Source organism: Pseudomonas piscis (genome assembly GCF_009380155.1).
Classification (GTDB): Bacteria; Pseudomonadota; Gammaproteobacteria; order Pseudomonadales; family Pseudomonadaceae; genus Aquipseudomonas; species Aquipseudomonas piscis.
On record NZ_WHUV01000002.1, the window covers coordinates 232,843 to 255,988 of the forward strand.

Genomic DNA, 23,146 nt, shown 5'->3' on the forward strand with positions numbered 1-23,146 from the left:
GGTTCGCTGCCTCAGGCCTTGGCGGCCAGTTCTTCGAGGTGGCTCATGATCTGCGCCGGCTTGAGCACCAGCACATCGCTGTCCAGGGCATCGAGCACGACCTCGGCGGTATTGCCGATCAGCGCCCCCGAAAGGCCGGTGCGGGCCACGGTGCCGATGATGGTCAGCGCCGCTTCCAGCTTGTGGGCCATGTGGGGAATCAGTACGTCCGCCGGGCCTTCTTCTATGTGCAGGTGGCCATCGTCGATATCGAATTCGCTCTGGAACGCCTGGCAGGCATCGCGGTAGCGTTTTTCGATGGTTTCCTTGAGCTGGAACACCGGATCGGCCGCCGACAGCATCGGCGACGGATGGGCGCTGATCACATGCAGCTGGGCCTTGGCCAGGCTGGCGATGTCGAAGCCATGGTCGACGATGCTGGCATGCAGGGCGCGGTGCTCGCCATCCAGGTTGCCGACGTCGATGGCCGCCATGACCACCCCGCCGGTCCAGGGCGTGGCGGTCTTGACCAGCAGGACCGGGGTCGGGCAGTAGCGCAGCAGTTTCCAGTCGGCTGGCGTCAGCAGGGCCTTTTTCAGCGGGGTATCGGGCAGGTGCTGCTTGATCACCAGGCCGCAACCCTCGGCCTGCTGCACGTCGATGATGGTTTCGTGCAGGCTCTCGTTCCACGCTTGTTCGGTGGTGACGCTGTAGCCCTCGCCGGTGAGGCTGCTCTTGAGCACGCTGAGCAGCGCCGAATGCTCATGCTTCTTGTCGCAGACCAGCAAGTGCAGGTGGGCCTGGGTGACCCCGGCGATCAGCTTGGCGCGCTTGAGGGCCAGGCTTTCGCCAGGCGCGGGATCGATGACCACCAGGATGCTGCGGATGCTTTGCATGATCGTGAACTCCGGCAAAGAGTGAATGGGAACTGCTCATAACTATAGTTGCTGGCACTTGGGCGGGACGTTGATGCATATCAATCGCGGTCGCTGGTGGTCTGCGGCGTGGCCGGTATAATCGCCGCCTTTGCCTGTGAAGCCCTGCCTGTACCGTGAGCCTCATGTTATCGACCACTGCTGATGCCGCCCGCCAGCCCCGCGCTGGGGCGGACCGCCCGGAAACCTGCCGATGAACTTCCCGCCCATTGATCAATTCCTCGGCTGCCGGACTCCCGATGCCTGGGTCCAGGCAGCCCTGGCCGACCAGGAAAACCTGCTGATCGACCACAAGAACTGCGAGTTCAAGGCTGCCAGCACGGCCCTGAGCCTGATCGCCAAGTACCACTCGCACATCGACCTGATCAACATGATGTCGCGCCTGGCCCGCGAAGAACTGGTGCACCACGAGCAGGTCCTGCGCCTGATGAAGAAGCGCAAGGTCGAACTGCGCCAGTTGTCCGCCGGGCGTTATGCCTCGGGCCTGCGCAAGGTGGTGCGTAACCACGAGCCGGTGAAGCTGGTGGATACCCTGGTGGTGGGGGCTTTCATCGAAGCCCGCAGTTGCGAGCGTTTCGAGGCCCTGGTACCGCACCTAGACGAAGAGTTGGGCAAGTTCTACTTCGGCCTGCTCAAGAGTGAGGCCCGGCATTACCAGGGTTACCTGAAGCTGGCCTACCAGTACGGCGATGCCGACGATATCGCCCGGGTGATCGACAAGGTCCGGGCCGCCGAGCAGGAGCTGATCGAATCCCCCGACCAGGAGTTCCGCTTCCATAGCGGCGTGCCGGCCTGGTGAACCCTGGCCCCCGGGGCGAGCCCGGGGGCAAATTGTTAAAAACTCTTAAAAAGATGAAACCTTGCAAAAAACCGTGCAGGTTCCAGGTTTTGTGCTGCGCTTTAGCCTTTCTTTAATCCTCTGCCGCATATAATGCGCGCACTCAAATCGTGCGTTCGCAGACTGGTATTTATGGATAACCTGGGTCTTGGCAAAGTATTGCTGGTGGAGGATGACGAAAAGCTCGCCGGGCTGATCGCGAATTTCCTCTCCCAGCATGGCTTTGAAGTGTTGACGGTCCATCGGGGCGATGTGGCCCTGGCGGCTTTTGATGAATTCAAACCGAAACTGGTGGTGCTCGACCTGATGCTGCCAGGCCAGAGCGGCTTGCACGTGTGCCGGGAAATCCGCGCGGTATCGGACGTCCCGATCGTCATCCTCACCGCCAAGGAGGATGATCTGGACCATATCCTGGGCCTGGAATCCGGCGCCGATGACTACGTGATCAAGCCGATCAAGCCGGCGGTGCTGCTGGCGCGCCTGCGGGCCTTGCAGCGCCGCCAGGTGCCGGAGCCCGCGGCCCAGCGTGGCGCCCTGGAGTTCGGCGTGCTGAGCATCGATCGCAGCAGCCGCGAGGTACGCTTGGGCGGCGAGTCGGTCGAGTTGACCACCATGGAGTTCGAACTGTTGTGGCTGCTGGCCAGCGCGGCGGGCAAGACCCTGTCCCGGGACGACATCCTCAACCGCATGCGCGGTATCGAGTTCGACGGCCTCAACCGCAGCGTCGACGTCTACATCAGCAAGCTGCGCTACAAACTCAAGGACAACCCCCGTGAACCGGCCTGCATCAAGACCGTGTGGGGCAAAGGCTACCTGTTCAATCCATTCGCCTGGGAGATCTGAATGCTGCGGCTGTTTCTGGGGCTCTACCTGTTCCTGGTCCTGGGTTTCGCCGGGTCGATGGCGGCAGTGCAACACATCTTCCTCAATTACCTGGCAGCCGACCTGATCGAATCCTACAACCGCGAGGCGGTCCGGGGGCCGGCCTACAGCCTGGGTGAACAGCTACGCCCGCTGGACGAAGCCGGGCGCCAGCGCCAGCTGGAGGAGCTCAAGCCGCACTATGGCCTGCTGCTGGCGCTGGTCAATGCCGATCAACTGAACCTGACCCCTCGCGAGCAGGCCCTGTTGGACTCCAGCCAATTGGTGGTGCGCGGTGGCGATTACGACGAGTTCATCTCCAGTATCGACGGCGGCTCGCAGCTGTTGAGCATCAAGTTGCCGGAAGAACAGCCGATGACCCTGCACTACAACATTGCAGGCTATGCCTTGCTCGGCGCCCTGCTAGGCATCGTCCTGTACTTCTGGGTGCGGCCGCACTGGCGTGACCTGGAGCGTTTGCGCCTGGCCGCCGAGCGTTTCGGCAGCAACGACCTGGGTACTCGCCTGCACCTGTCGCGGCGCTCCAACATCCGCGACCTGGCCCAGCACTTCAACCGCATGGCGGCCCGTATCGAAGGCCTGATCGCCAACCAGCGCGAGCTGACCAACGCGGTATCCCATGAACTGCGCACGCCCATCGCCCGGCTGTCGTTCGAACTGGACCAGCTCAAGCAGAACCCGGACCCCCAGGAAAGCCAGGAACTGATCTGCGACATGTACGCCGACCTGGGCGAGCTGGAGGAAATGGTTTCCGAACTCTTGAGCTACGCCAGCCTGGAACATGGCGCGGCCTCGATCAATCGCGAGAACATCCAGGCCCAGAGCTGGCTCGACAGCGTGGTCGGCAGCGTGACTCTGGAGGCCGAGGCGGCCGGGGTGCAGTTGCTGATTCGCTCCTGCCAGGTGGACTACGTGAGCATCGAGCCACGCTTCATGGCCCGGGCGGTGATCAACCTGCTGCGCAACGCCATCCGCTACGCCGAGCGGCGGGTGGAGGTATCCCTGGTACGCCTGGATAACGGCTATGAGGTGCGGGTCAACGACGATGGCCCCGGTGTACCGGTGGAGGGGCGGGAAAAGATCTTCGAGCCATTCTCCCGGCTCGATGCCAGCCGCGACCGGCGCACCGGCGGTTTCGGCCTGGGCCTGGCCCTGGTGCGCAGGGTCTCGCAGTGGCATGGCGGCAAGGTGGAAGTCGTGGATTCGGAGTGGGGCGGCGCCTCGTTCCGCATGACCTGGGCCAGCGCCGACTGACGCGGCACCGGGCGAGGTGACAAGCGCCCTGCATCAAATGACCAGGCCCTCGCGGGGGCTTGGTCTTCAACGCCATACGGCCCGTGATCACGGGCCGTATTCTTTGCTGCCTTAGAAGCTGTACTCGATCTGGGTGGACAGCACCGTCTGCAGGCGCCGGTCGACGATCGGGCTGTCGGCGGCCTTCTTGCCCAGGTAGTCCATCGACAGTTGGGTGGACAGCTTGGTCTGCTCGTTGAGCGGCAAGGTCCAGGTCAGGTCGGCACCGCTGCTGACCAGCCCGCCCTTGGCGTTGTAGGCGCCAAAGCGACTGTTGGCCGCCTGGGTGCTGCTGACGCCGTACCAGGTCTGCATGTAGTCGGCGTTGCCGAACAGGGTGTTGACGCTGGCGTCCAGGCTGCCGTAGCTGCCTTCATACAGGTTGGTGCCGATGCTCAGTTCCAGCTGGCTGTAGGCCCGGCCGGTATCGCGGTTGTTGTTCTTCTTCACGGCGTGGGTCACGGTGGCGCCCAGCTCGAATGGGCCCAGGTCGTAGCCCAGGTGCGCGCCGTATTGCGCCCGGGTCTTGATATCACCCATGCCCCTCAGGCGCTTGGAGCCCTGGCCCATGTGGTTCTTGTCGCGGCGCGACTCGCTCGGGCCGACCCAGGTGCTGAACGACAGGTCGCCCCATTTGTTGCCCCAGCCCAGGCCCTGCTGGGTGTTGAGGAAGATGCCGTAGGGGCTGACAACCTCGGCGCCGAGGATCGGCACCACGGTGCGCTCGTCGCTGCCGCTGTAGCGTGGAACGCTGGCCACCCCGGCGTTGACGCCGAATTTCCAATCCTCGGCATGGGCCACGGCAGAGGCCGTGGTCAGGCCCAGGGTGCCGAGCCACAGCGCGGTGGTGGCGGAGCGTTTCAGGGTTTTCATATCGGTTTAGAACCTCAGGTAGTTAGCGTTATAGGAACGTTTGAACGAGTAGCCCAGGACGTTGACTCCATTGATCTGGCGTCGCACGGTGTCGCCCAGGCCGGGACCATGGCCGGCGATCACCGCATGCGCGTTGTCCACCGGGGCCAGGATGTAGTCAGTCAGGGTGCGGCCCTGCTGCAGGCTGCGAATCATCAGGAAACCCTCTTCCAGGGCGATGCTGACTCCGCTGACGGGAGTGTTTTCCTCGCTGTCGGCAAGGGCTTCGTAGGTGCCCACCGTGGCCAGCCAGTTGTCGGGCAAAGGCACCGGATCGATGCGCTCGCCCACCGCCAGCAGCTGGCCGTGGCTCTTGGCGGTGAACACCCGATGTCCCTGGATGCTGACGACATCCAGTTGCACCCGGCCCAGGTCGCCCAGGTCCCGGAGCCAGAGGCCGAGGATTTTTTTCTGCGCCCGCAGCCAGCCATGTTCGTCGCGCAGTAGCTCGAAGCGCACGCCAGCCACCTCGCCGAACAGGCGCTGGCCCTGGTCCCTGATCCGCAGCACGCCATAGGCCGTGGCATAGAAACCGGCCAGTTGCTGGCGGTCGGCGGCTTCCGGCACTCGGCGCCGTACCGCCGGCTCCAGGTGTGGCTGGCCAGTGCCCGTGTCTTGTTCCTCGGGAGCGCCGTGGGCCTGCAGCAGCAGGCGCAAGGCCTGGGTCACCAGGCCCGGGACCAGCGTTTCGCCGGTGTCGGAGTTGCTCATTACGATCACCGCCAGCTGTTGTTCCGCCAGCACGCTGACCTGGGCATGGAAGTTGTTGCCGATGCCGCTGTGCTGCCAGGTACGAATGCCGGGGCGCACCCACTCGTCGCCGCATGGCGAGAGGAACCAGCCCAGGCCCACTTCACAGTCGAAGTCCAGGGCATTGCCGATGTTCTGCGGGCGGGTCATCTCCTGGATCGAGCTGGCCGACAGCAACTGGCGTTGCTTGTAGTGACCCTGGGCGAACAGCATCCGGACGAACTGGCTCAGGTCCCGCGGGCTGGTCCACAGGCCGCCGGCGGGAATGTCGCGCTCCGGGCTATGGCCGCTGGCGACACCATCCTGGTAACCGCGGGCGCGATAGGGCTCCTGGCGGCTGTCACCGATGAAACTCGACTGGCGCATGCCCAGGGGCCGCAGCAGGCTGGTCTGCAGGTGCTGCTCGAAGTCCTGGCCGGTGCTGCGTTCGATGGCCGCGCCCAGCAAGGCGTAGCCAAGGTTGGAATAGGCGGTGCGGGTGCCGGGGGCATTGTTCAGCCATACCCCGCTGACCTTCTGCGGCAGCTGGCCCAGGACATGGGGCGTGCGCAGGTCATGCAGGTATTCGGCGGGCATGCCGGCCTGGTGGCTGAGCAGGCGGCGCAGGGTCACTGCCTGGTCGGCGGCGTCCTGGTCGTCGTGAAAGCGCGAGCGGACGTAGAACTCCTTGAGCGTGGCTTGCAGGGGGGCATCGAGCTGCAAGCGACCTTGCTCCACCAATTGCATCACCGCCGTGGCCGTCAGCAACTGCGACAAGGCACCGGCACGGAACGCGGTGTTCTCGGTCACTTGCAGGCCCCGCTCCTTGTCGGCGAAACCAAAGCCCCGGGCCCAGATCAACTCCTGGCCGTCTACCAGGGCGATGGACAAGCCGGGCACCTGATGTTCGGCCATCTGCTGCGGGATGTACTGCTTCAGGTAGCGAATGATGCTGGCGTAGTCACCCTGGGCGATGCTTGGTGGTGTTGGCGGCTGGCCATTGCAGCCCAGGTTGCTGAGCAGGATGCCCAGCAGCGGCAGGCCAAAGAGTTTGGCGGACATGAAGCACCCGGGCACAAGGATTGGATGCCGGGAATGCTAGGGAAGGGCGTGAAGCCAGTCTTTGGCAGCTTTGTCAGGAAAATGTCAAAGAGTGTTAAACCGGCAGTTAACCGGGGGATGCAGGGCCGCTGATGAAATTTTCACAAGTGGCGGGTTAAGCTGCGCGCCTCTTTGGGGAGTAGCCTGCCACCGCTTCTTGCGGTGGAGCCTGTATCAACACTCTCGGCAACCTGCCGTGGTGCGGGCGCCGTTGCGGTTGGTGAGACCATCGACATACCTGCGCTGAAGTCGGGCGCGCGGGTATGTCGTGGACTCAAGCCCGACCGGAAGACCCAAGATGAATCCAGCCTCGATCATTTTCCTCGCCTTCGCCATGTCCACCGACGCCTTCGCGGCTGCGGTCGGCAAGGGTTCGGCCATGTTCAAGCCGCGCCTGCTCGAAGCCCTGCGCATCGGCCTGATATTCGGCGTCATCGAAGCCATTACCCCCGTAGTCGGCTGGTTCATCGGCCAGGCCGCGGCCCAGTGGGCGGCCGCCTGGGACCATTGGATCGCCTTCGCCCTGCTCTCGGCGCTGGGCCTGCACATGATCTACAACGGGGTGCGCCTGGAGGCTGAAGCCGAGCCGCAAGCGCCCAAGGCGCATGGATTCTGGTTGCTGGCGGTCACCGGTTTCGCCACCAGCATCGACGCCCTGGCGGTCGGGGTAGGGCTAGCCTTCGTCAACGTCAATATCTGGGTGGCGGCCACCGCCATCGGCCTGGCCACCATGACCATGGTCACCCTGGGCGTCATGCTGGGCCGGGCCATCGGCACGGTCATGGGGCAGCGTGCCGAGGCCCTGGGAGGCCTGGTGTTGATCATCGTCGGCAGCGCGATCCTCTATGAGCACTTGTCAGCGGTGGCTTGACCCTATAGTTACTTTAGGGTTTTTACTGGCGATCATCTCAAGAAGGAGTGATCGACATGGGCTTTTTCAAACGTCTGCTGATGGGCCATCACGGTAATAGCCACGGCGGTTCCCGGGGTGGCCATCATGGTTCCCGGGGGAATCCGCAGGGCACTGGCAGCCCCTGCCCGCAATGCCGGGCGATGAATGCGCCGGGGGCCAGGTTCTGCCAGCAATGCGCGGCAGCGCTGCTTGCGGCAGGTTGTGCGCAGTGTGGGGCGCCGTTGTCGGCGGGGGCGAGGTTCTGCGGGCAATGCGGCCGCGCCTCGGGCTGAGGCGCGGCCTGGAGGGTTACAACGCCAGGCTGTGGATCACCTGGGTGGCGTCGTCGGGGTCGATGGCGCTACGCATGCCCAGGAGCTTGGCCAGGCGGCGCATGCTGTAGTTGGTGGCCGAGTCCACCGAGTACATCTGCTGGTAGCCGTTGTGGCGGGCCTCGTCGATCAGGTGCTGCATCAGCAGGGCACCAAGGCCCTTGCCTTGCCATTCATCGGCGATGGTCACGGCGAATTCGCAGCGCCAGGGCTGGTCGTCCACCTGGGCATAACGGCTGATACCGACTTCCCGCAGTTCACCGTTGTCATGCACCAGCGCCACGTAGGCCACCCGTTGCGCGGTGCCGACATCCATCAACTGGTCGAGCAGTTGATCACCCACTTCCTTGACTTCGCCGAGAAAGCGCTGGTGCCGGGTGATGGGCGAAAGGTTTTCGATGAAGGCTTTTTCCCGCTGGCGATCCTGCGGGCGCAGTGGGCGGATCAACACATGGCTGCCGTCGCTCAAGGCGTCGATCCAGTACTGGCCTTGCTGCGCCGGGAACGGCGGGTGAGGGAGCATATCGAGAGCGCTGCTGGACATGGTCAAGTCTCCTGGGAGGCGAGGGGCGGGCTGCAACCACAGCCCTGGTTGCCCAAAGCTTCATCCTTGTGGAGGTGCGGTTGCTTGACCGGCATCAATATCTGTGGCTGTACCGGCAATCGGCTGATCACCGGTCATGGCGTGGCCACTCATAAGGCCATTGGCTATTAGGGCTATCGCTTAATATTCTGGAACTTCCCGGCTGTGCTGCGAATGAGCTGATCTACGCTCTCGAGCAGGACAGACAGGAGTCATGACATGGAGCGTCGGACCAGCGGTGCGAGGTGGTTGTGCAAGTCGTTTGCCAGTGCCCTGGCCAGCGCCGCGATGCTGCTGGGCGCCAGTGCCCATGCCCAGTCGCTGGCGATCACGGTGTCTCCCAACGTGCCCCGGGACATTCCCGGAGGGGCGCCACAGGCCTCGCTGGCGGCCGCTGCGGCCTTCGCCTGGCAAGAGTTCATCGCCCTGAACTGGCCAGCCCGCGCCGGGCAGCGCGATGTGCCCGATTTCAACCGGCCTTTCGGTGCCTCGGGTGGGCCATTGGTCTGGCAGACCTACCGCAGCAAGGTGGAGATCTTCCCGGGCAACGGTAATGCCAATGTCGGGCCGCCAGGCTATTCCCCAGCCGGGGGCCCCAGCTATGGCTACAACACGACCCCGATCTACAACTACGCGATCCCGGTGCCCGCCTGTCCCGGCCAGGCCCCCGTGTCGCAGCCGGCCTGGGTCAACCTCGATGAGATCACCCAGATCGGCCTGAACCAGATGTTCGCCGGGATCTCGTCCACGGCCCCGTCCAACCGCAATTCGCAGCCGCAGCTGGTGCGCTTCCTGGCCAAGGCCAACCAGACGCAATACAGCTATGTCGCGGCCAATCAGTATTGGTACACCAATGCCGCACTGCGCCAGGCCGCGCAGAACTTCGTCAACGGGATCAAGCAAGTGCCGCCCAGGTTCGCGGCCAGCCGAGTGGCGTTTCCCAGCGGCACCATCGAGGTCAAGTCAGCCTGGCGCAAGCTGGCCCCCACTGAAGATCCCTCGCGCTTTCACCGCCAGACCGTACGCTTCTACGAACGCAAGGGGACGAACAACGGCCTCTGCTATTTCGAAGAACAGTGGGCCATGGTCGCGCTGCATATCATCCACAAGACCCCCTCGGCCCCCAACTTCATCTATGCCACCTTCGAGCAAAGCGACAACATCCTGTTGGCCGACGGCTCGCGGGTCGAAGACCAGAACGGGGTCATCCTCAGGCGTCCGCCGGTCTCGTCACCGACCACGCCAGCCCTGAGCTACCAGGACTCGCCGAGCAATCCCCAGGTCAGGGCCAATGGCCCTTTCTGCCAGCCGGCCAGGCAGCTGTACTACCAGGAAACCCCGGGCAGCGGGAAACCCGTCGGTGGCTCGATCTGCGTCAACCAGCGCTATGAGTCGATCACCGCCGAGGTGATCCAGGCCAACCGCGATGCGCACCAGGCCATCCAGGCCTATACCCTGGGCCGGGGGATCGGGAGTTCGCCCTGGCAGTACTACAAGCTGGTCTCGGTCCAGGCCCAGCCGTTCGATGTCAGCCAGATCTCTAGAAGCGACGTCAGCCACGGCCCGGCGGTCTTCTACCAGGCCAATATCATGGTCGAGACCGACTACACCCTGCAGCAGTTCAAGGGCCGCATTGCTGCCAACGGTGCGCCGACTTCCTTCCAGGCCGCTGGGGCGCCGCCGCCACCCAATGTGTACTCCCTGACCAACCGGCCGCCGGTGGCCCAAGGGGTGAACATGGGGGGATGCATGGGCTGCCATGGCAATGCCCAGGTCGCCGGCTACGACTTCAGCTTCATCCTCAAGGGCGGCCAGGTCCGACTGCCCGAGGCTCCTGGCGGCAATGCGCTGGCCGAAGCCAGCGCCCGTTACCAGGAAGTGTTCAACCCCCACATCGAGGGCGATAGCCATGGCGCTCAATAGTTTCAAGGATGTGCAGGCCCTTCTCGACAACTTCGTCGCGCAGAACAACCTGGATATTTCCGGCGCGCCCCATGGCGCGTTCTGGCAGACCTCCTACCAGGCGTTCGTGACGGGCAACGTGCCGGGGGTACAGAACCCGTCGACGGGGCAGGCGCTGCCGATCCTGGTCAAGGGCGATGGCGCCCACTCGAACATCATCTATGCCCTGAGTGGCACCCAGGGCACCTTCTGGGGACCGACCGGAGCCTTTGGCCAGATGCCTCCGGGCGGCCCCTACCTGCCGCAAGCCCAGATCGATGAGCTCAGCGCCTGGATCAGCAAGGGCTGCCCGCAGTAGGGGCAGGGATTAGTGGCGGGGGCGATCAGTTGCTGTAGCTGGGCAGGGCGATCTCGCCGCTGATCGGCGGCTTGCGCCCACGGGTCCGCCAGTGCTCCACCAGTGCCCGGCCGTGGGCCATGCCGGCTTGCAGGGCAGCGTCGGTACTGGCGTAGTCGTTGCCGTAGGGCGGGCAGGCGAAGTGCAGGGAAAAGCACGGATGCTGGCCCTGTCCGGCCAGGCGCCCGACATAGCTGTAGCTGGAGCCGGACTGGTGCGGGTCAAGGCTCGGTGAACTGGGCTCGCGGATGACCATCACGTAGATGTCATGCTCGAACTGGGTGTCTTGGTACCAACTGCTTGAAGAATCCATGGTCCACCTCCTTGTCCGTGTCGCATCGCTGGCTGGCAGCGACAGGTCGTGCTTGTACGTTATTGTTCGATACCCGACGCCTCAGGAGCGTCGGCCAGGCCGTGGGGATGTGCGAAGGGTGCCATGGGCTGGAGTTTTTCCAGGGTCCTGGCCGCTCGCAGTACCAGGTCGTCGCGACCGAAGCGTGCGACGATCTGCAAGCCGATGGGCAGGCCTGCGGCGCTCAGGCCGCAAGGCATGCTCAGCGCCGGCTGGCGGCTGTAGTTGAATGGGAACGTGGTCGGCTGCCACATGCTGCTGGCCTGTTGCGGCCAATCGGGCGGACTCGACAATTCCACGGCGAATGGCTCGACCACCGCGGTCGGGGTCAGCAGCAGGTCGTAGTCGCTGAGAAAGGCATGCAGGACCTGGGCTACCTGGTGCCGTTCCTGCACGGCGTTGGCATAGTCCAGGGCATTGAGCTGGCGGGCCCGCAACTGGGTCTGCTGGAGAAAGTCGCTCATCAGGTGCTGTTGCTCCCCGGGAATCTCCAGGTCCACGGCGCTGGCCGCTTCCACGGGCCAGGAGCGCACGAAACCGGGGGCGGGGTTGCCGATGTCCGGCGAGGCCAGCACCAGGGTCGCGCCGGCAGCCTCCAGGCGTCGGGCCGCAACCAGGCAACTGGCGGCGATCTGCGGGTCGACATAGGCGGCATAACCCAGGTCCGCGCTGAAGGCGATGCGCAAACCCCGGACGCCATCCTCGATCTGTTCCAGGAAACCCAAGGGGGCATGGGGCCAGGCAAAGGGCTCGCCGGGCTCATAGGCGCTCATGTGTTCCAGCAACAAGGCGATGTCGCGCACATGGCGGGCGATCGGACCCTCGGCGGACATGCCACCTGGATCGATGGCCGGGCTGGTCGAAACCAGGCCGTGGCTGGGCTTGAGGCCGATCACCCCGCAGAAGCTCGCCGGGGTGCGGATCGAGCCGGCCGCGTCGTTGGCCGTGGCGGCCGGGGCATAACCGGCCGCCACCCCGGCGGTGCTGCCACCGCTGCTGCCGGCGGCATGCAGGGCGAGATCCCACGGATTGCGGGTGACTCCGGTCAAGGGACTGTCGGTCAGGGGCGTGCAAGCCAGTTCCGGCAAGGTGGTCTTGGCGATGAAGATCGCCCCGGCTTCGCGCAGGCGCGCCACCAGGGCGCAGTCGTGCTCCAGGGGCGGGCGGTTGGCCAGGGCCCTGGAACCGTTGCGAGTCTGCCAGCCCCGGATGTCGTGGTTGTCCTTGACCAGCACCGCGATGCCGTCCAGGCGGCCCATGGGTTGCCCGGCGGCCCAGCGCTCGGCACTGGCCTGGGCGGCCAGCAACGCCGCCGCATCCTGGCGCGCGCACAGGGCGTTGAGCCGTGGCTCATGCTGCTCGATGCGCGCCAAGAGGTCGCGCAACAGGTCTACCGGGGTGAACTGCAAGGTGGCGAAACCGTGCAGCAAGGCCTCGATCGACAGCTGGTGCAGGGGTGGATGGCTGGGCGTGGCTGGCGACATGGACAACTCTTCTTTCAAGGGCGCCGGATGCGCTGGCAAGTCGGCGGTGAAAGCTTGCGGCCGGTTCTGCATCAGGCCGCAAGGCTTTCGGGGCAAGTGGTTCAGCGGCCGCTGGTGACCTTGATCCAGGTCCGGGTGCGGGTGCGTTCGGCCTTGGCCGGCAGCGGCGCCAGGGGGAACAGGCGGGTCATGGTCTCGGCGCTGGGGAACAGGTCCGGGTTATCCAGCAGCGACTGCTGGATAAACGGCTTGGAGTCCGTGACGCCGTTGGGGTAGCCGACGAAGTTGCTGATGGAGGCGATGACCTTGGGTTCCATCAGGTAGTTGAGGAAGGCATGGGCGGTGTCCACGTGCTTGGCGCCACTGGGGATGGCCACGGTGTCGATCCAGGCCAGGGTGCCTTCCTTGGGAATGCGCATCTCGATATGCACGCCGTTCTTGGCCTCGTTGGCACGGTTGGCGGCCTGCAGGAAACCACCGGAATAGCCCACTGCCACGCAGATGTTGCCGTTGGCGATATCGCCCATCCACTTGGCGCTGTGGAAATAGCGCACATAGGGACGCAGCTTGAGTAGCAGGGCCTCGGCCTTGCGGTAGTCCTCGGGTTTCTGGCTATTGGGGTCAAGGCCCAGGTAATGCAGGGCCAGGGGCAGCATCTCGGTAGGCGAGTCGAGGAAGGTCACGCCGCACTGGCTGAGCTTCTTCAGGTTTTCTTCCTTGAACACCAGGTCCCAGCTGTTGACCGGCGCATCGTCGCCCAGCAGTTGGCGAACCTTGTCACGGTCATAACCGATCAGGTTGGTGCCCCACATGTAGGGGATCACGTAGCGGTTGCCCGGGTCGCTCTGTTCCAGCAGCTTCATCACCGCCGGGTCGAGGTTCTTCCAGTTCGGCAACTGGGCGCGGTCCAGGGGTTGGAAGGCCCCGGCACTGATCTGCTTGCTGACGAAGCCACTGGAGGGCACCACCACGTCGTAGCCGCTATTGCCGGTGAGCAGCTTGGCCTCGAGCACTTCGTTGCTTTCGAAGATGTCGTACTTGACCTTGATCCCGCTGCTGGCCTGGAAATCCTTGATGGTGTTGGGGGCGATGTATTCCGACCAGTTGAAGATGTTCACCGTGCGCTCGGCGGCGGCCATGGCACTGGCGGAACAGGTCAGGGCCAGGCCCAGGGCCAGGCTGGTGAATGCGGTATGCAGCGATTTCATGCGACAGCTCCATGTCTTGAAGAAAGCGAAACCTTCCGGGCGTCATTTTTCGCCGGAAGTGTCCCACAGAGAATGTTGGCAACGGTCAATAGGGGATATTTGACGTCATTCTTGCGAATTGTCTGACAGCGGACCCAGCTGGCCGGCCAATTGCCGGAAACGCCCCGGAGCGACGCCGCTCCAGCGTTGGAAGGCATGGCGGAAGCTGGCGGTCTCCTTGAAACCCAGGGCCTCGGCGATGCGGTAGATGGGCAGGCTGTGCTGTTCCAGCAACTGGCGGGCCCGGGTGTAGCGCAGCTCGTCGAGCAATTGCTGGTAGCTGGTGTCCTGGGCCCGCAGGCGTCGGCGCAGGGTGCTGGGCGAGCAGTGCACCTGGCGCGCCAGGCTGTCGAAGTCCGGCACGGCGTGCAGCTGTTCGTTGAGGATGCGCCGCACCTGGTCGATCCAGGTCGGGCGGGCGCTGAGCTCCTCGTTCAGGCGGATGCAGCGTTGCAGCATGTCGTTCTGGGTCACCAGGTCCGCCAGGGGCAGGCGCCGGTCCAGCCACTCCGGGTCGAAGCCGATGGCGTTGCGCCCGGCATTGAATTGCACCGGGCAGTTGAACGCCTGCTCGTAGCTGTCCAGGTAGGGTTGAGGCCCGTGCTTGAGATGCACTTCGCGCAGTGGCAGCGAACAGCCCAGCAGGTCCTGGCAGGTGACCCGGTAGGACGACATGCAGAAATCGGTGTTGAACACCTCCAGCTCGCTCTCGCTGTACTGGTCGGCGGTGAGCCAGGCCAGGCCGTCGCGCAGTTCCAGGTCGAGGTGGAAGAAGGTGCCCAGCAGCAACGGATAGCGCAGCGCCAGGGACCAGCCCTCGCGCAGGGTGGCGCTGGTCAGCAGGGTCAGGCCGAACATGCCGTAGGCGCAGATGTGCAGGTTGCGCCCCAGCACCAGCCCGAGGTCCGGGCGCAGGGCCACGGCATTGCCGAAGACGCGCATTTCCTGGCTGATATTGATCAGGCTGTTGGGCAGCTCCAGGTCCGCCAGCTGGATGCCGCTGCCTTCCAGCAACACCTGGGCCGGGACGGCGCTGTCGCGAAAAGCGTCCAGTACTGCTTGGGTGGTGTGCAGGGTGGTCAGGCGAAGGGCAGCCATCGACGATCTCGAAGCAGGAATCGGAAAGGCGTGACTTTAGGGGTTACGCAACGGGGGTTCAATCGACGATGCGACTTTTGTCGACCGATACCGGCATGTTCCGCTCGTATCGCCCCGTGCTACCGCTCGGAGCCTGCCTATGGGCTCGCGCCCGACTCGCGCCAGGCGCGGTAGGCCTGGGGCAGGCAGCGAGCACAGGGACGGTAGCCGGCGGCGAGCGCGGTCTGGGCATCGAGGAAGAACACTCGCTGGCGCACGTAGCCGCCCCGGGCGATGGCGGCCAGGGCGCAGGGGCAATCCAGGCGGCCATAGATCCGGCTACGCCGATGACCGCCCAGGGTCCCGGGGCAGGGGCTGGACCAGGGCTGGCCGTGGCGGTCCAGCAGGGTCCAGTGCCGCGTTGCCTGGTCGCTCATGGTGTCGGTACCCGCCACAGGTACCAGGCGGCGGTGGTGCGCCAGGGGCTCCAGGTTTGGCCCAGTTCACGCATCTGGCGCGGGCTGGGCTGGCGCTCCAGGCCCTTGAGGCGCCGGTAGCCCTCGCGTACGCCGAAGTCGTCCACTGGCAGTACGTCCTGGCGCTCCAGGCTGTAGATCAACAGCATCTCCACGGTCCAGCGACCGATCCCGGGCAGTTGCGTCAGCCGTTCGACCAGTTGTTCGTCGTCCAACTCCCGTGCAGCGTCCGCCGACGGCACCAGGCCGTCCTGGGTGGCCTGGGCGATACCCTGCAGGGTGGCCGCCTTGCGCGCGGAAAAACCGCAGCCGCGCAGCTGTTCGACGCTGCTCGCGCAGAGCTGCCCGGGGCTGGGAAAGTCCTGACCGGGAAACAACGCCCGCAGCCGGGCGAGGATCGCGTCGCCGGCCTTGGCATGCAGTTGCTGGTAGGCCACCGCGCGCACCAGCGCCTGGTAGGGCTCGCGCTCCGGCCGGGGCTGGTGCAGGCAGGGGCCGATGGCGGCGATATGCCGGGCCCAATCGGCATCCAGGGCGGCGAGGAAGGTGCTGGCAAAATCGGGGCTGGCGGGCATCGGTGATCCGGGGCAAGGGTCGGGACGCCTGGCAGGTTAGCCGCTGCGTCCCGTCCTGGCACCCCGTCCCTTGCGCTGGAACTGGGCCTCAGTCCTTGTCCGGGGACAGGTACAGGCGCTCCAGCACATAGTGCAGGGACGCCGCCAGGGTCTGGCCGTGGCTGAGTTTCTCGAAGCTGTGGTACTCAAGGGCCAGCCCGGGGACCTGGGCCAGTTGCGTGCGCAGTTGCCGGGCCCGTTGGTCGGCGTCGGGGGCCGGAGTCGACGTGGCGGCCTGGCGTGGGTCTCCCGGCTCGGCATCACCGCGCATCAGAAGCAGCTGTGCCCGATGCCCCTGCATGTGCTCAGCCAGCCCCCGGGCCTGGTCGAGGATCAGCCCATCGCCCCACCACAACGACGGGCTGGCGGCAGCATAGTGGCGAAACTCCCGGGGCTGCTTGAACAATGCCTGCAGCACCAACAGGCCGCCATAGGAATGGCCCCAGAGGGTCTGCTGCGCAGGGTCGATCGGTACCCGGGCGGCCACCGCTGGGCGCAGGCGCTCGCGCAACAGTTGCAGGAACGCTTCGCCGCCACCGCTGGGTTGTCCGGTCAAGGGGTCTTGCTGCACTTCGCGGCCAGGCTGGCGCGGGGTGTAGTCGTAGGTCCTGGCGGTGCGCTCTATGCGTAGCGGCGTCTGGTAGCCCACCGCCACCAGCAACGGCGCCTGGCCCTGGTCCAGTTGCTTGAGCTGTTGCGGGTCGAGGGCGCCGATGGCGGCGTTGCCATCGAGCATCCACAGCACCGGATAGCCGTGCTCGGGGGCGGCCTTGAGCGGCTGGCCGATCCATACCTGGTAGTGCCGCTGGCCGTCGGTGGAATCCAGTTGCAGGCTGCTGAAGCGATAGGGCAGGTCCTGGCGTTGCAGCAGGCTGCTGTCCATCCGCTGCTCGGAAGCCGGTTGGGCCGTCGCCAGGCAACTGGCGGCGGCCAGCGCCCAGCCCAGGGCCAGGCGCAAGGTCGTGGTTCTCATCAGGCTTTCTCGTTATGGGCTTAGAACGACGCACTCAGGCTGGTGTACAGGGTGCGCCCAGGTTCGTTGTAGGTGGCGGCGCCGGCCCCGGCGATATCCACCACGCCCTGGGCATTGCCTTCGCGATACAGGCGCTTGTCGAACAGGTTGTCGACCCCGGCGGTCAGACTCAGGTTGCGGGTCAGGGCGTAAGTGCCGCTGATGCCGGCGATGGCGTAGGGGGCCAGTTGCTGGGTGGCGCTGCCGGTGACCCGGTCGCCGTGGTAGTCGAATTTCTTCGGCGTCTGCTTGCCGTACCAGGCCACGTTCATCTGCAGCGACAGGTCCTGGGTGGCTTGCCAGTCGAGCATCGAGTTGAGGGTGAAGCGCGGGGTCACCGAGAGGTAGTCGCCGGTCTCCTTGTTCTTCGATTGCAGCATGTAGGTGAAGTTGTTGTTCCAGGTCAGCTGGCTGGCCAGGGGCACGGTCAGGGTGCCTTCCAGGCCTTCGACCACGGCCTTGGGCACGTTTTCCCACTCATACACCGCGGCGTTCTTGTACAGCGCCGAGCTGCCACCGCTGGCGCGACCGGTGGGCGCGAGGCCCGACTCGACCTTGTTCTTGTAGTCGTTGCGGAAGTAGGTCAGGCCGGCCACCCAGCCGTCGGCCTTGTACTCCAGGCCCAGCTCCTTGTTGACGCTGGTTTCCGCCTCCAGCTTGTCGTTGCCCCGCAGGTAGCAACTGGTGGTCTGGCCATAGCAGCCCTGGCCACGGCTGTAGAGCAGGTAGTCGGGGTTGAGCTGGTACAGGTTCGGCGCCTTGTAGGCCCGGGCGATACCGGCCTTGAGGGTCAGGCTGTCGCTCAGGGCATGGGACAGGTTCAGCGACGGGCTCCAGTTGTCGCCGACGATGCTGTGGTGATCGAAGCGCAAGCCGGGGGTGAGCATGGTGCCGGGCGCCAGCTCGATGTTGTCCTCGGCGAACAGCGAGAAGATCTGCGCGCTGATCTGGCTGCTGCGGTTGTTCGAGGCCAGGTCGGCGATGGCGCCGGCTTCCTTGGTGTCCTGGGTGTTGGAGCTGGGATCGTCGAGCTTCTGCTGCGTCCATTCGCTGCCCAGGGTCAGGGTCTGCTCGAAGCCTGCGTGCAGCGGCAGGTTGAGTTCGCCATGGGCGGTCAGGTCGCGCAGCACCGAGGTGTAGAAGTTGGCGTCGCTGAAGATGCCTTCGGTACCGCCGGCCAGGCCTTCGTTGATCCGTGTATTGCGGGTCTTCTCGTATTGCAGGTAGGCCATGGAACTGCCGAAGTCCCACTCGCCGCGGTGAGTCAGCGAGTACGTCTCGCGGTAGGTGCGGTTGGTCTCGTGGCCCAGGAGGCTCTTCACGTTCTTGTTGCTGTTGGTGTTCTGGGTGTCGCCGGTATAGATGTTGCCCTGGCGGCTGAAGCCGGCTTCGAAGTCCAGGCTCTGGTCCGGGGTCAGCTGCCAGCTCAAGAGGCCGTTGAGGTCCTTGTTGCGCACGCCCTCACGGCCGGCGGGCAGGGTGCCAGCCTGCTTGCCGGTGCGCAGCGACTCATGGCCGGCGTTGATGTCGGCGTCGTCGGAGTCGGTGCGGGCCACGTTGCCATAGACCCGGTAGCTGAGGGTGTCGGTCAGTGGCCCGTTGAGACCGAAGCTCATGCGCTGGGTCGCGCCTTCGTCCTTGTGGGCGGGGAACGAGCTGTAGAGCGTGGCATTGCCATGGGTCTGGCTGCCGGCCTGCTTGGTGATGATGTTGATCACCCCGCCGGCGGCGCCGTTGCCATAGCGGGCGGCGGCCGGGCCGCGGATCACTTCGATGCGCTCCACCTGGTCGGCCGGCACCCAGTTGGTGTCGCCCCGGGTATCGCGCTCGCCGCGCCAGCCATAGCGCACCGAGTTGCGGCTGCCCACCGGCTTGCCGTCCACCAGGATCAGGGTGTTCTCCGGGCCCATGCCGCGAATGTCGATCTGCCGGTTGTTGCCGCGCTGGCCACTGGTGGAGTTACCGGTGAGGTTGACCCCGGGCATGGTGCGGATGATCTGCGACAGGTCGTTGGCCGGCGGGCGCTTCTGGATGTCCTCGGCGGTGATCACCGAGACCCCAGGGGCCTGCTTGGTCTCTTCCTTGGCGGTGGCGACGATGCTCTGGGGCTGGAGTTCCAGAACCGGCTGCGGCGCCTCGGCATTGGCCGCCTGGACGGCATGGCTGAGCAGGCAGCAGCTGGACAGCAGGAAGGGAGCGAAAGGATGCATCGAGCGCATGGACATCGGTGATCTCCGGGACGGAAGCTGGAACAGGAAGATCACGAATGATAATGACTGCTATTTGCGAGTAAAGCGCATTAACTTTCTAAACACTTCGGCGGTAACGGGGTGGCAGCGCCTGACTTCAGGCGGCCGGCAACAGCAAGTGCATGCACAATCCCGGATGGCCGTTGCTGGCCCAGATCCGCCCCTGGTGCAGCTCCACGGCGCGCTGGGCGATGGCCAGGCCCAGGCCGAAACCCTCGCCCTGGGCCGAGCCCAGGCGCTGGTAGGGTTGGAAGATCCGCTGCAGGTCCTGTTCGGCGACCCCCGGGCCCTCATCCTCCAGGCACAGGTGCCAGTGGCTGCCCTCGCGCCAGCCGCGCAGGCTGACCCGGCCGCCCTCGGGGGAATAACGGATGGCGTTGCGCAACAGGTTCTCCAGGGCCTGGGCAATGCTGTCCAGGTGCACCTGGACCCGGCAATCGGCGTCCAGCAGGCAGGGCAGGCGCTCCAGGTTCCAGCCGCTCTCGAAACAGGCGTCTTCGCGCAGGGCCTCCCAGATCGACAGCACCTGCACTGGCTCGGTGGACAGTTGCGGGCGTTCGGTGTCGAGCCAGGCCAGGTCCAGGGTGTCTTCCAGCAGGCGCTGCATGTCGAGGATCTCGCGGTCCAGGCGCTGGCGCAGTTGCTCCGGCGGTAGCCGGCTGTCATGGGCGATGCGCAGGCGGGCCAGGGGCGTGCGCAGCTCATGGGACAAGGTCCGCAGCAGCAGGCGTTGCTGGGCCAGGCTCTGGCGCAGGCGCTCGGCCATGTGCTCGAAGGCCAGGGCCAACTCGCCGAGTTCGTCGCTGCGCCGGGCCAGGGGCATACCCGGGCCCGGGCTCTCCAGGTCGTCGGCGCGCAGGGCATCGGCGCGGTCGCGCAGGCGGTTCAACGGCAGCACCAGATGACGATAGAGCAACAAGCCGAGCAGGGCGGCCAGCAAGGTCGGCACCACCCCGTGGCTGAGCACGTGGGTCCAGGGCGTGAGGCCGCTGGGCAGCAGGCGTTCGGGCAGTTGCAGCACCAGCCGGCCCTGTTCGGGATGCTCCGGGAACTGGATGCTGACGTAGGGCAACTCGTCTTGCAGGCGCCGGCTCATGGGCCAGTCCAGCTTGCGCATGAAGGTCAGGTGGCTGGCTTCCTCGGCGCTCAAGGGCGTACTGCCGAGGCTTTGCAGGCGCTCGCCGATCACCGCGACCCAGGTGTGTTCCCGGGCGGCCAGCTGGCGCTGGAAGGCGTCGACCCCGGCCGCGCCGTCCTGGCGCCAGGCGCTTTCGGCCTGTTGCGCATAGCTGGCCAGGTACTGGCGGTCGGCCGGGTCGAGAAAGTAAGTGCTGCGTTCGGCCGACAGGCCCCAGGTCCAGATGATCCAGGTCAGCAGCAGGCAGAAGCCGATCTGCAACAGCGCCAGCTTCCACAACAGGGGATGGCGGCGCATCAGCAGCGGTCCGCTTGTACCAGGATGTAGCCGGCACCGCGCACGGCCTGGATCTGCAAGTGCTGTACGCCAATTTCGGCCAGCTTGCGCCGCAGGTTGCAGACGTGCACGTCCAGGCCGCGATCCAGGCGGGTGTAGATGCGGTGCAGCACCTGCTGGTAGAGGAAGGGTTTGCTCAGGGTCTGCCCGGGATGCTCGCGCAGGGTCACCAGCAGGCGGTATTCGGAGCCGGTGAGGCCGGCGGCGCGGCCTTGGCTGAGCACGTCCTGGGCCTGGTCGTCGAAGGCGAGCAAAGGGTCCTGGCGTTGGCTGGGGGGCGGCTGGACCCGGGCCATGCGCCGCAGCAGCGCATCGACTCGGGCATCCAGTTCGGCCAGGCTGAAGGGCTTGGGCAGGTAGTCGTCGGCGCCCCGGGTGAACCCGGTGATGCGGTCTTGTTCGGCGCCCAGGGCCGACATCAGCATCACCGGGATGCCTTGTTCGTGGCGCAGGGTATCGAGCAGGGCCAGGCCATCGAGGCCGGGTAGCATGATGTCCAGCAGTACCAGGTCGAAGTGCCCGGCGCGCAGCGTCGCCAGTCCTTCGCGGCCATCGATGCAGGCGCTGACGGCGAAGCCGCGCTGGCGAAAATGCCGGTCCAGGTCCTGGCGCAGCCGGGCGTCGTCTTCCACGAGAAGCAGATTGGGGGTCATGGGGTGGGGTACTTTGCGCAAGCGGCTGGAGAAAGGGCTTAAATGAGAACGTTTAACATCCGCGAATATTGCAGCAATGCCCCTGGCGATGCAATTGCCGTGATGGCCAGGGTTGATCGAGGTCGGGTAAACAGAAAGTTGAATATTCAACATTACGTTGATATTTTCGCCGAAGATTTTTCCCGGAGTGTCCATGAGCCAGCCTTCTTCCGCTGTCCTGGCCGAGCGCCAGCTGGTCTTGCAGGTACTGCGCAGTACCTTGCAGATGCTGGCCGGTGTGGTGGGGCCCCATGTGGAGATCGTCCTGCACGATCTCGACCAGCCCGAGCGCTCGATCATCGCCATCGCCAACGGCCATGTCACCGGGCGTCGGGTCGGCGGCCCGGTGCTGGGCGGACCGCGCCAGGACCTGGGTTTCGCCGCGGTGCTGCGGGCCTTGCACGACCGTTCCGGCAGCACCCCGCTGGTGCTGGAGAACTACCCGACCCTGGCGCCCGATGGCCGCGAGCTGCGCAGCTCCACCGTGGTCTTTCGCGACAGCGGCGGGCAGCCCTTCGCCAGCCTGTGCAGCAACAGCGACCTGAGCGGGATCGCCGCGGCCCATGCCTGCCTGGGGCAGATGCTGGGCCTGGGCAGCGCGCCCGAGCCACGGGGCGATGAGCCCCAGGACATGGAGCAACTGCTGGCCCAGATCATCCAGGCGGCCTGTCCGGAGCCCGGGGCGCGGTTGACCAAGCAGCACAAGCTCGAAGCCGTGCGCCAGATGCAGGAGCGCGGCCTGTTCATCGTCAAGGGCGGGATCGAGAAGGCCGCTGCGGCCCTCGGCGTGACTCGCTACACCATCTACAACTACCTGGACCAGATCCGCGCCCAAGGCGCTGAGGAATGACCGCGATGCAGATCGATATCTTTCAAGTGGATGCCTTTACCTCCAGTGTCTTCGGCGGCAACCCGGCGGCGGTCTGCCCGCTGCAGGCCTGGCTGCCGGACGCGGTGCTGCAACGCATCGCCGAGGAGAACAACCTGTCCGAAACCGCCTACTTCGTGCCCAAGGACGAGGGATTCGAGCTGCGCTGGTTCACTCCGACGGTAGAGGTCGACCTGTGCGGCCATGCCACCCTGGCAGCGGCCTGGGTGCTGTTCGAGCAATTGGGCGAACAGCGCGACGTGCTGCGCTTTTTCACCCGCAGTGGCGAGTTGCGCGTCAGCCGCGAGGGTGGCTTGCTGTCCATGGACTTCCCGGCCAAGCAGCCCGAAGCGGTGGAGATCCCCGCAGCCTTGTTGCAAGCCCTGGGCTTGAAGCGGGCCGAGGCGCTGTATCGCACCGACGACTACCTGCTGGTGGTGGACGACGAGCGCCTGCTGGATGAACTCAAGCCGGACTTCGTGGCCCTGGCCCAGTTCGGCGTGCGAGGCATCGCGGTGACCGCGCCGTCCCGGGCGTTCGATTTCGTTTCCCGCTGGTTCGGTCCCAGCGTCGGGGTCAATGAAGATCCGGTCACCGGTTCCGCCCACACCTCGCTGGCCCCCTATTGGGCCGAGCGCCTGGGCAAGAGTCAGCTGCGGGCGCAGCAGGGTGGGGCGCGCAAGGGCCAATTGCATTGCCAGGTGCTGGACAACGGGCGGGTGATCATCAGCGGCCATGGCGCGCTGTACCTGCGTGGCAGCATTTTCCTCTGAGGCGGTTCCCGGGAGCCTGGGCTCCCGGGAGTATTTGTGTCGGAAGCTGGCGA

23 protein-coding genes and 1 riboswitch are annotated in these 23,146 nt (G+C 65.4%); of the genes, 9 read left to right on the forward strand and 14 right to left on the reverse strand.

The window, feature by feature from the left end:
- Positions 1 to 11 precede the first annotated feature (11 nt).
- Positions 12 to 875: a universal stress protein gene (locus GDH07_RS11115; RefSeq protein ID WP_022644008.1), complete on the reverse strand. Its 864-nt coding sequence runs from the start codon at positions 873 to 875 to the stop codon at positions 12 to 14.
- Between the two features lie 232 nt (positions 876 to 1,107).
- Here GDH07_RS11115 and GDH07_RS11120 point away from each other — a divergent pair, with 232 nt between their 5' ends.
- From GDH07_RS11120 to GDH07_RS11130, 3 genes are all read left to right on the forward strand, one after another.
- Positions 1,108 to 1,713 carry a MiaE family protein gene (locus GDH07_RS11120; protein WP_022644009.1) on the forward strand — a complete coding sequence of 202 codons (606 nt, stop codon included), beginning with the start codon at positions 1,108 to 1,110 and terminating at the stop codon, positions 1,711 to 1,713.
- 171 nt (positions 1,714 to 1,884) lie between these two features.
- Positions 1,885 to 2,595, forward strand: coding sequence for a response regulator (locus GDH07_RS11125; RefSeq protein ID WP_031321582.1), 711 nt, complete (start codon positions 1,885 to 1,887; stop codon positions 2,593 to 2,595).
- Complete coding sequence (locus tag GDH07_RS11130; RefSeq protein ID WP_022644011.1) at positions 2,596 to 3,888, forward strand: ATP-binding protein; 1,293 nt, start codon at positions 2,596 to 2,598, stop codon at positions 3,886 to 3,888. It begins immediately after the preceding gene.
- A 111-nt stretch (positions 3,889 to 3,999) separates the two neighbouring features.
- Here GDH07_RS11130 and GDH07_RS11135 read toward each other — a convergent pair whose 3' ends face one another.
- Both GDH07_RS11135 and GDH07_RS11140 read right to left on the reverse strand, forming a co-directional pair.
- Positions 4,000 to 4,800 (reverse strand): MipA/OmpV family protein, encoded by an 801-nt coding sequence (locus tag GDH07_RS11135; RefSeq protein ID WP_053130607.1) that lies wholly within the window; start codon positions 4,798 to 4,800, stop codon positions 4,000 to 4,002.
- A 6-nt stretch (positions 4,801 to 4,806) separates the two neighbouring features.
- The gene (locus tag GDH07_RS11140; RefSeq protein ID WP_152897559.1) at positions 4,807 to 6,630 is read right to left on the reverse strand and encodes a serine hydrolase domain-containing protein; all 1,824 of its coding nucleotides are present in this window, start codon (positions 6,628 to 6,630) and stop codon (positions 4,807 to 4,809) included.
- A gap of 166 nt (positions 6,631 to 6,796) precedes the next feature.
- Positions 6,797 to 6,957, forward strand: a riboswitch (yybP-ykoY riboswitch).
- A gap of 10 nt (positions 6,958 to 6,967) precedes the next feature.
- On the opposite strand from GDH07_RS11140, the gene GDH07_RS11145 reads away from it, so the two are divergent.
- Positions 6,968 to 7,540 (forward strand): manganese efflux pump MntP, encoded by a 573-nt coding sequence (locus tag GDH07_RS11145; RefSeq protein WP_152897560.1) that lies wholly within the window; start codon positions 6,968 to 6,970, stop codon positions 7,538 to 7,540.
- Between the two features lie 80 nt (positions 7,541 to 7,620).
- Positions 7,621 to 7,854 (forward strand): zinc-ribbon domain-containing protein, encoded by a 234-nt coding sequence (locus GDH07_RS32680; RefSeq protein ID WP_281356327.1) that lies wholly within the window; start codon positions 7,621 to 7,623, stop codon positions 7,852 to 7,854.
- Between the two features lie 16 nt (positions 7,855 to 7,870).
- Here GDH07_RS32680 and GDH07_RS11155 read toward each other — a convergent pair whose 3' ends face one another.
- Positions 7,871 to 8,437, reverse strand: coding sequence for a GNAT family N-acetyltransferase (locus GDH07_RS11155; protein ID WP_053130604.1), 567 nt, complete (start codon positions 8,435 to 8,437; stop codon positions 7,871 to 7,873).
- 258 nt (positions 8,438 to 8,695) lie between these two features.
- On the opposite strand from GDH07_RS11155, the gene GDH07_RS11160 reads away from it, so the two are divergent.
- Positions 8,696 to 10,399 (forward strand): hypothetical protein, encoded by a 1,704-nt coding sequence (locus GDH07_RS11160; RefSeq protein WP_022644017.1) that lies wholly within the window; start codon positions 8,696 to 8,698, stop codon positions 10,397 to 10,399.
- Positions 10,386 to 10,736: a hypothetical protein gene (locus tag GDH07_RS11165; RefSeq protein ID WP_022644018.1), complete on the forward strand. Its 351-nt coding sequence runs from the start codon at positions 10,386 to 10,388 to the stop codon at positions 10,734 to 10,736. Before GDH07_RS11160 ends, GDH07_RS11165 begins: the two co-directional genes overlap by 14 nt.
- Before the next feature lie 25 nt (positions 10,737 to 10,761).
- Here GDH07_RS11165 and GDH07_RS11170 read toward each other — a convergent pair whose 3' ends face one another.
- The 10 genes from GDH07_RS11170 to GDH07_RS11215 form a co-directional block, all read right to left on the reverse strand.
- Positions 10,762 to 11,088, reverse strand: coding sequence for a hypothetical protein (locus tag GDH07_RS11170; RefSeq protein WP_152897562.1), 327 nt, complete (start codon positions 11,086 to 11,088; stop codon positions 10,762 to 10,764).
- 59 nt (positions 11,089 to 11,147) lie between these two features.
- Positions 11,148 to 12,611: an amidase gene (locus GDH07_RS11175; protein ID WP_152897563.1), complete on the reverse strand. Its 1,464-nt coding sequence runs from the start codon at positions 12,609 to 12,611 to the stop codon at positions 11,148 to 11,150.
- Between the two features lie 101 nt (positions 12,612 to 12,712).
- Entirely contained in the window at positions 12,713 to 13,819 is a 1,107-nt protein-coding gene (locus tag GDH07_RS11180; protein WP_152897564.1) for a polyamine ABC transporter substrate-binding protein, read from the reverse strand.
- Between the two features lie 105 nt (positions 13,820 to 13,924).
- Positions 13,925 to 14,956, reverse strand: coding sequence for an AraC family transcriptional regulator (locus tag GDH07_RS11185; protein WP_178124043.1), 1,032 nt, complete (start codon positions 14,954 to 14,956; stop codon positions 13,925 to 13,927).
- A gap of 137 nt (positions 14,957 to 15,093) precedes the next feature.
- The gene (locus tag GDH07_RS11190; protein ID WP_053131394.1) at positions 15,094 to 15,372 is read right to left on the reverse strand and encodes an Ada metal-binding domain-containing protein; all 279 of its coding nucleotides are present in this window, start codon (positions 15,370 to 15,372) and stop codon (positions 15,094 to 15,096) included.
- Positions 15,369 to 15,986: a DNA-3-methyladenine glycosylase family protein gene (locus GDH07_RS11195; protein WP_152897565.1), complete on the reverse strand. Its 618-nt coding sequence runs from the start codon at positions 15,984 to 15,986 to the stop codon at positions 15,369 to 15,371. Before GDH07_RS11195 ends, GDH07_RS11190 begins: the two co-directional genes overlap by 4 nt.
- An 88-nt stretch (positions 15,987 to 16,074) precedes the next feature.
- A complete protein-coding gene (locus GDH07_RS11200; protein ID WP_152897566.1) occupies positions 16,075 to 16,998 on the reverse strand; it encodes an alpha/beta hydrolase in 924 nt (307 codons plus the stop codon).
- Positions 16,999 to 17,018: 20 nt separating this feature from the next.
- On the reverse strand, positions 17,019 to 19,256 hold the full coding sequence (locus tag GDH07_RS11205) for a TonB-dependent siderophore receptor (protein ID WP_425502116.1): 2,238 nt from the start codon (positions 19,254 to 19,256) through the stop codon (positions 17,019 to 17,021).
- 127 nt (positions 19,257 to 19,383) lie between these two features.
- Positions 19,384 to 20,721: a HAMP domain-containing sensor histidine kinase gene (locus GDH07_RS11210; protein WP_124346621.1), complete on the reverse strand. Its 1,338-nt coding sequence runs from the start codon at positions 20,719 to 20,721 to the stop codon at positions 19,384 to 19,386.
- The gene (locus GDH07_RS11215) at positions 20,721 to 21,413 is read right to left on the reverse strand and encodes a response regulator transcription factor (protein WP_053130591.1); all 693 of its coding nucleotides are present in this window, start codon (positions 21,411 to 21,413) and stop codon (positions 20,721 to 20,723) included. Before GDH07_RS11215 ends, GDH07_RS11210 begins: the two co-directional genes overlap by 1 nt.
- Before the next feature lie 193 nt (positions 21,414 to 21,606).
- Here GDH07_RS11215 and GDH07_RS11220 point away from each other — a divergent pair, with 193 nt between their 5' ends.
- Both GDH07_RS11220 and GDH07_RS11225 read left to right on the forward strand, forming a co-directional pair.
- A complete protein-coding gene (locus tag GDH07_RS11220; protein WP_152897568.1) occupies positions 21,607 to 22,302 on the forward strand; it encodes a helix-turn-helix transcriptional regulator in 696 nt (231 codons plus the stop codon).
- Between the two features lie 5 nt (positions 22,303 to 22,307).
- Entirely contained in the window at positions 22,308 to 23,093 is a 786-nt protein-coding gene (locus GDH07_RS11225) for a PhzF family phenazine biosynthesis protein (protein WP_152898265.1), read from the forward strand.
- Positions 23,094 to 23,146 lie beyond the last annotated feature (53 nt).

What these genes read in the sequence shown, in the direction of transcription:
- GDH07_RS11115 (WP_022644008.1), bottom strand. Translation starts at nt 875, where the DNA reads ATGCAAAGCATCCGCAGCATCCTGGTGGTCATCGATCCCGCGCCTGGC.
- GDH07_RS11120 (WP_022644009.1), top strand. Translation starts at nt 1,108, where the DNA reads ATGAACTTCCCGCCCATTGATCAATTCCTCGGCTGCCGGACTCCCGAT.
- GDH07_RS11125 (WP_031321582.1), top strand. Translation starts at nt 1,885, where the DNA reads ATGGATAACCTGGGTCTTGGCAAAGTATTGCTGGTGGAGGATGACGAA.
- GDH07_RS11130 (WP_022644011.1), top strand. Translation starts at nt 2,596, where the DNA reads ATGCTGCGGCTGTTTCTGGGGCTCTACCTGTTCCTGGTCCTGGGTTTC.
- GDH07_RS11135 (WP_053130607.1), bottom strand. Translation starts at nt 4,800, where the DNA reads ATGAAAACCCTGAAACGCTCCGCCACCACCGCGCTGTGGCTCGGCACC.
- GDH07_RS11140 (WP_152897559.1), bottom strand. Translation starts at nt 6,630, where the DNA reads ATGTCCGCCAAACTCTTTGGCCTGCCGCTGCTGGGCATCCTGCTCAGC.
- GDH07_RS11145 (WP_152897560.1), top strand. Translation starts at nt 6,968, where the DNA reads ATGAATCCAGCCTCGATCATTTTCCTCGCCTTCGCCATGTCCACCGAC.
- GDH07_RS32680 (WP_281356327.1), top strand. Translation starts at nt 7,621, where the DNA reads ATGGGCCATCACGGTAATAGCCACGGCGGTTCCCGGGGTGGCCATCAT.
- GDH07_RS11155 (WP_053130604.1), bottom strand. Translation starts at nt 8,437, where the DNA reads ATGTCCAGCAGCGCTCTCGATATGCTCCCTCACCCGCCGTTCCCGGCG.
- GDH07_RS11160 (WP_022644017.1), top strand. Translation starts at nt 8,696, where the DNA reads ATGGAGCGTCGGACCAGCGGTGCGAGGTGGTTGTGCAAGTCGTTTGCC.
- GDH07_RS11165 (WP_022644018.1), top strand. Translation starts at nt 10,386, where the DNA reads ATGGCGCTCAATAGTTTCAAGGATGTGCAGGCCCTTCTCGACAACTTC.
- GDH07_RS11170 (WP_152897562.1), bottom strand. Translation starts at nt 11,088, where the DNA reads ATGGATTCTTCAAGCAGTTGGTACCAAGACACCCAGTTCGAGCATGAC.
- GDH07_RS11175 (WP_152897563.1), bottom strand. Translation starts at nt 12,611, where the DNA reads ATGTCGCCAGCCACGCCCAGCCATCCACCCCTGCACCAGCTGTCGATC.
- GDH07_RS11180 (WP_152897564.1), bottom strand. Translation starts at nt 13,819, where the DNA reads ATGAAATCGCTGCATACCGCATTCACCAGCCTGGCCCTGGGCCTGGCC.
- GDH07_RS11185 (WP_178124043.1), bottom strand. Translation starts at nt 14,956, where the DNA reads ATGGCTGCCCTTCGCCTGACCACCCTGCACACCACCCAAGCAGTACTG.
- GDH07_RS11190 (WP_053131394.1), bottom strand. Translation starts at nt 15,372, where the DNA reads ATGAGCGACCAGGCAACGCGGCACTGGACCCTGCTGGACCGCCACGGC.
- GDH07_RS11195 (WP_152897565.1), bottom strand. Translation starts at nt 15,986, where the DNA reads ATGCCCGCCAGCCCCGATTTTGCCAGCACCTTCCTCGCCGCCCTGGAT.
- GDH07_RS11200 (WP_152897566.1), bottom strand. Translation starts at nt 16,998, where the DNA reads ATGAGAACCACGACCTTGCGCCTGGCCCTGGGCTGGGCGCTGGCCGCC.
- GDH07_RS11205 (WP_425502116.1), bottom strand. Translation starts at nt 19,256, where the DNA reads ATGCGCTCGATGCATCCTTTCGCTCCCTTCCTGCTGTCCAGCTGCTGC.
- GDH07_RS11210 (WP_124346621.1), bottom strand. Translation starts at nt 20,721, where the DNA reads ATGCGCCGCCATCCCCTGTTGTGGAAGCTGGCGCTGTTGCAGATCGGC.
- GDH07_RS11215 (WP_053130591.1), bottom strand. Translation starts at nt 21,413, where the DNA reads ATGACCCCCAATCTGCTTCTCGTGGAAGACGACGCCCGGCTGCGCCAG.
- GDH07_RS11220 (WP_152897568.1), top strand. Translation starts at nt 21,607, where the DNA reads ATGAGCCAGCCTTCTTCCGCTGTCCTGGCCGAGCGCCAGCTGGTCTTG.
- GDH07_RS11225 (WP_152898265.1), top strand. Translation starts at nt 22,308, where the DNA reads ATGCAGATCGATATCTTTCAAGTGGATGCCTTTACCTCCAGTGTCTTC.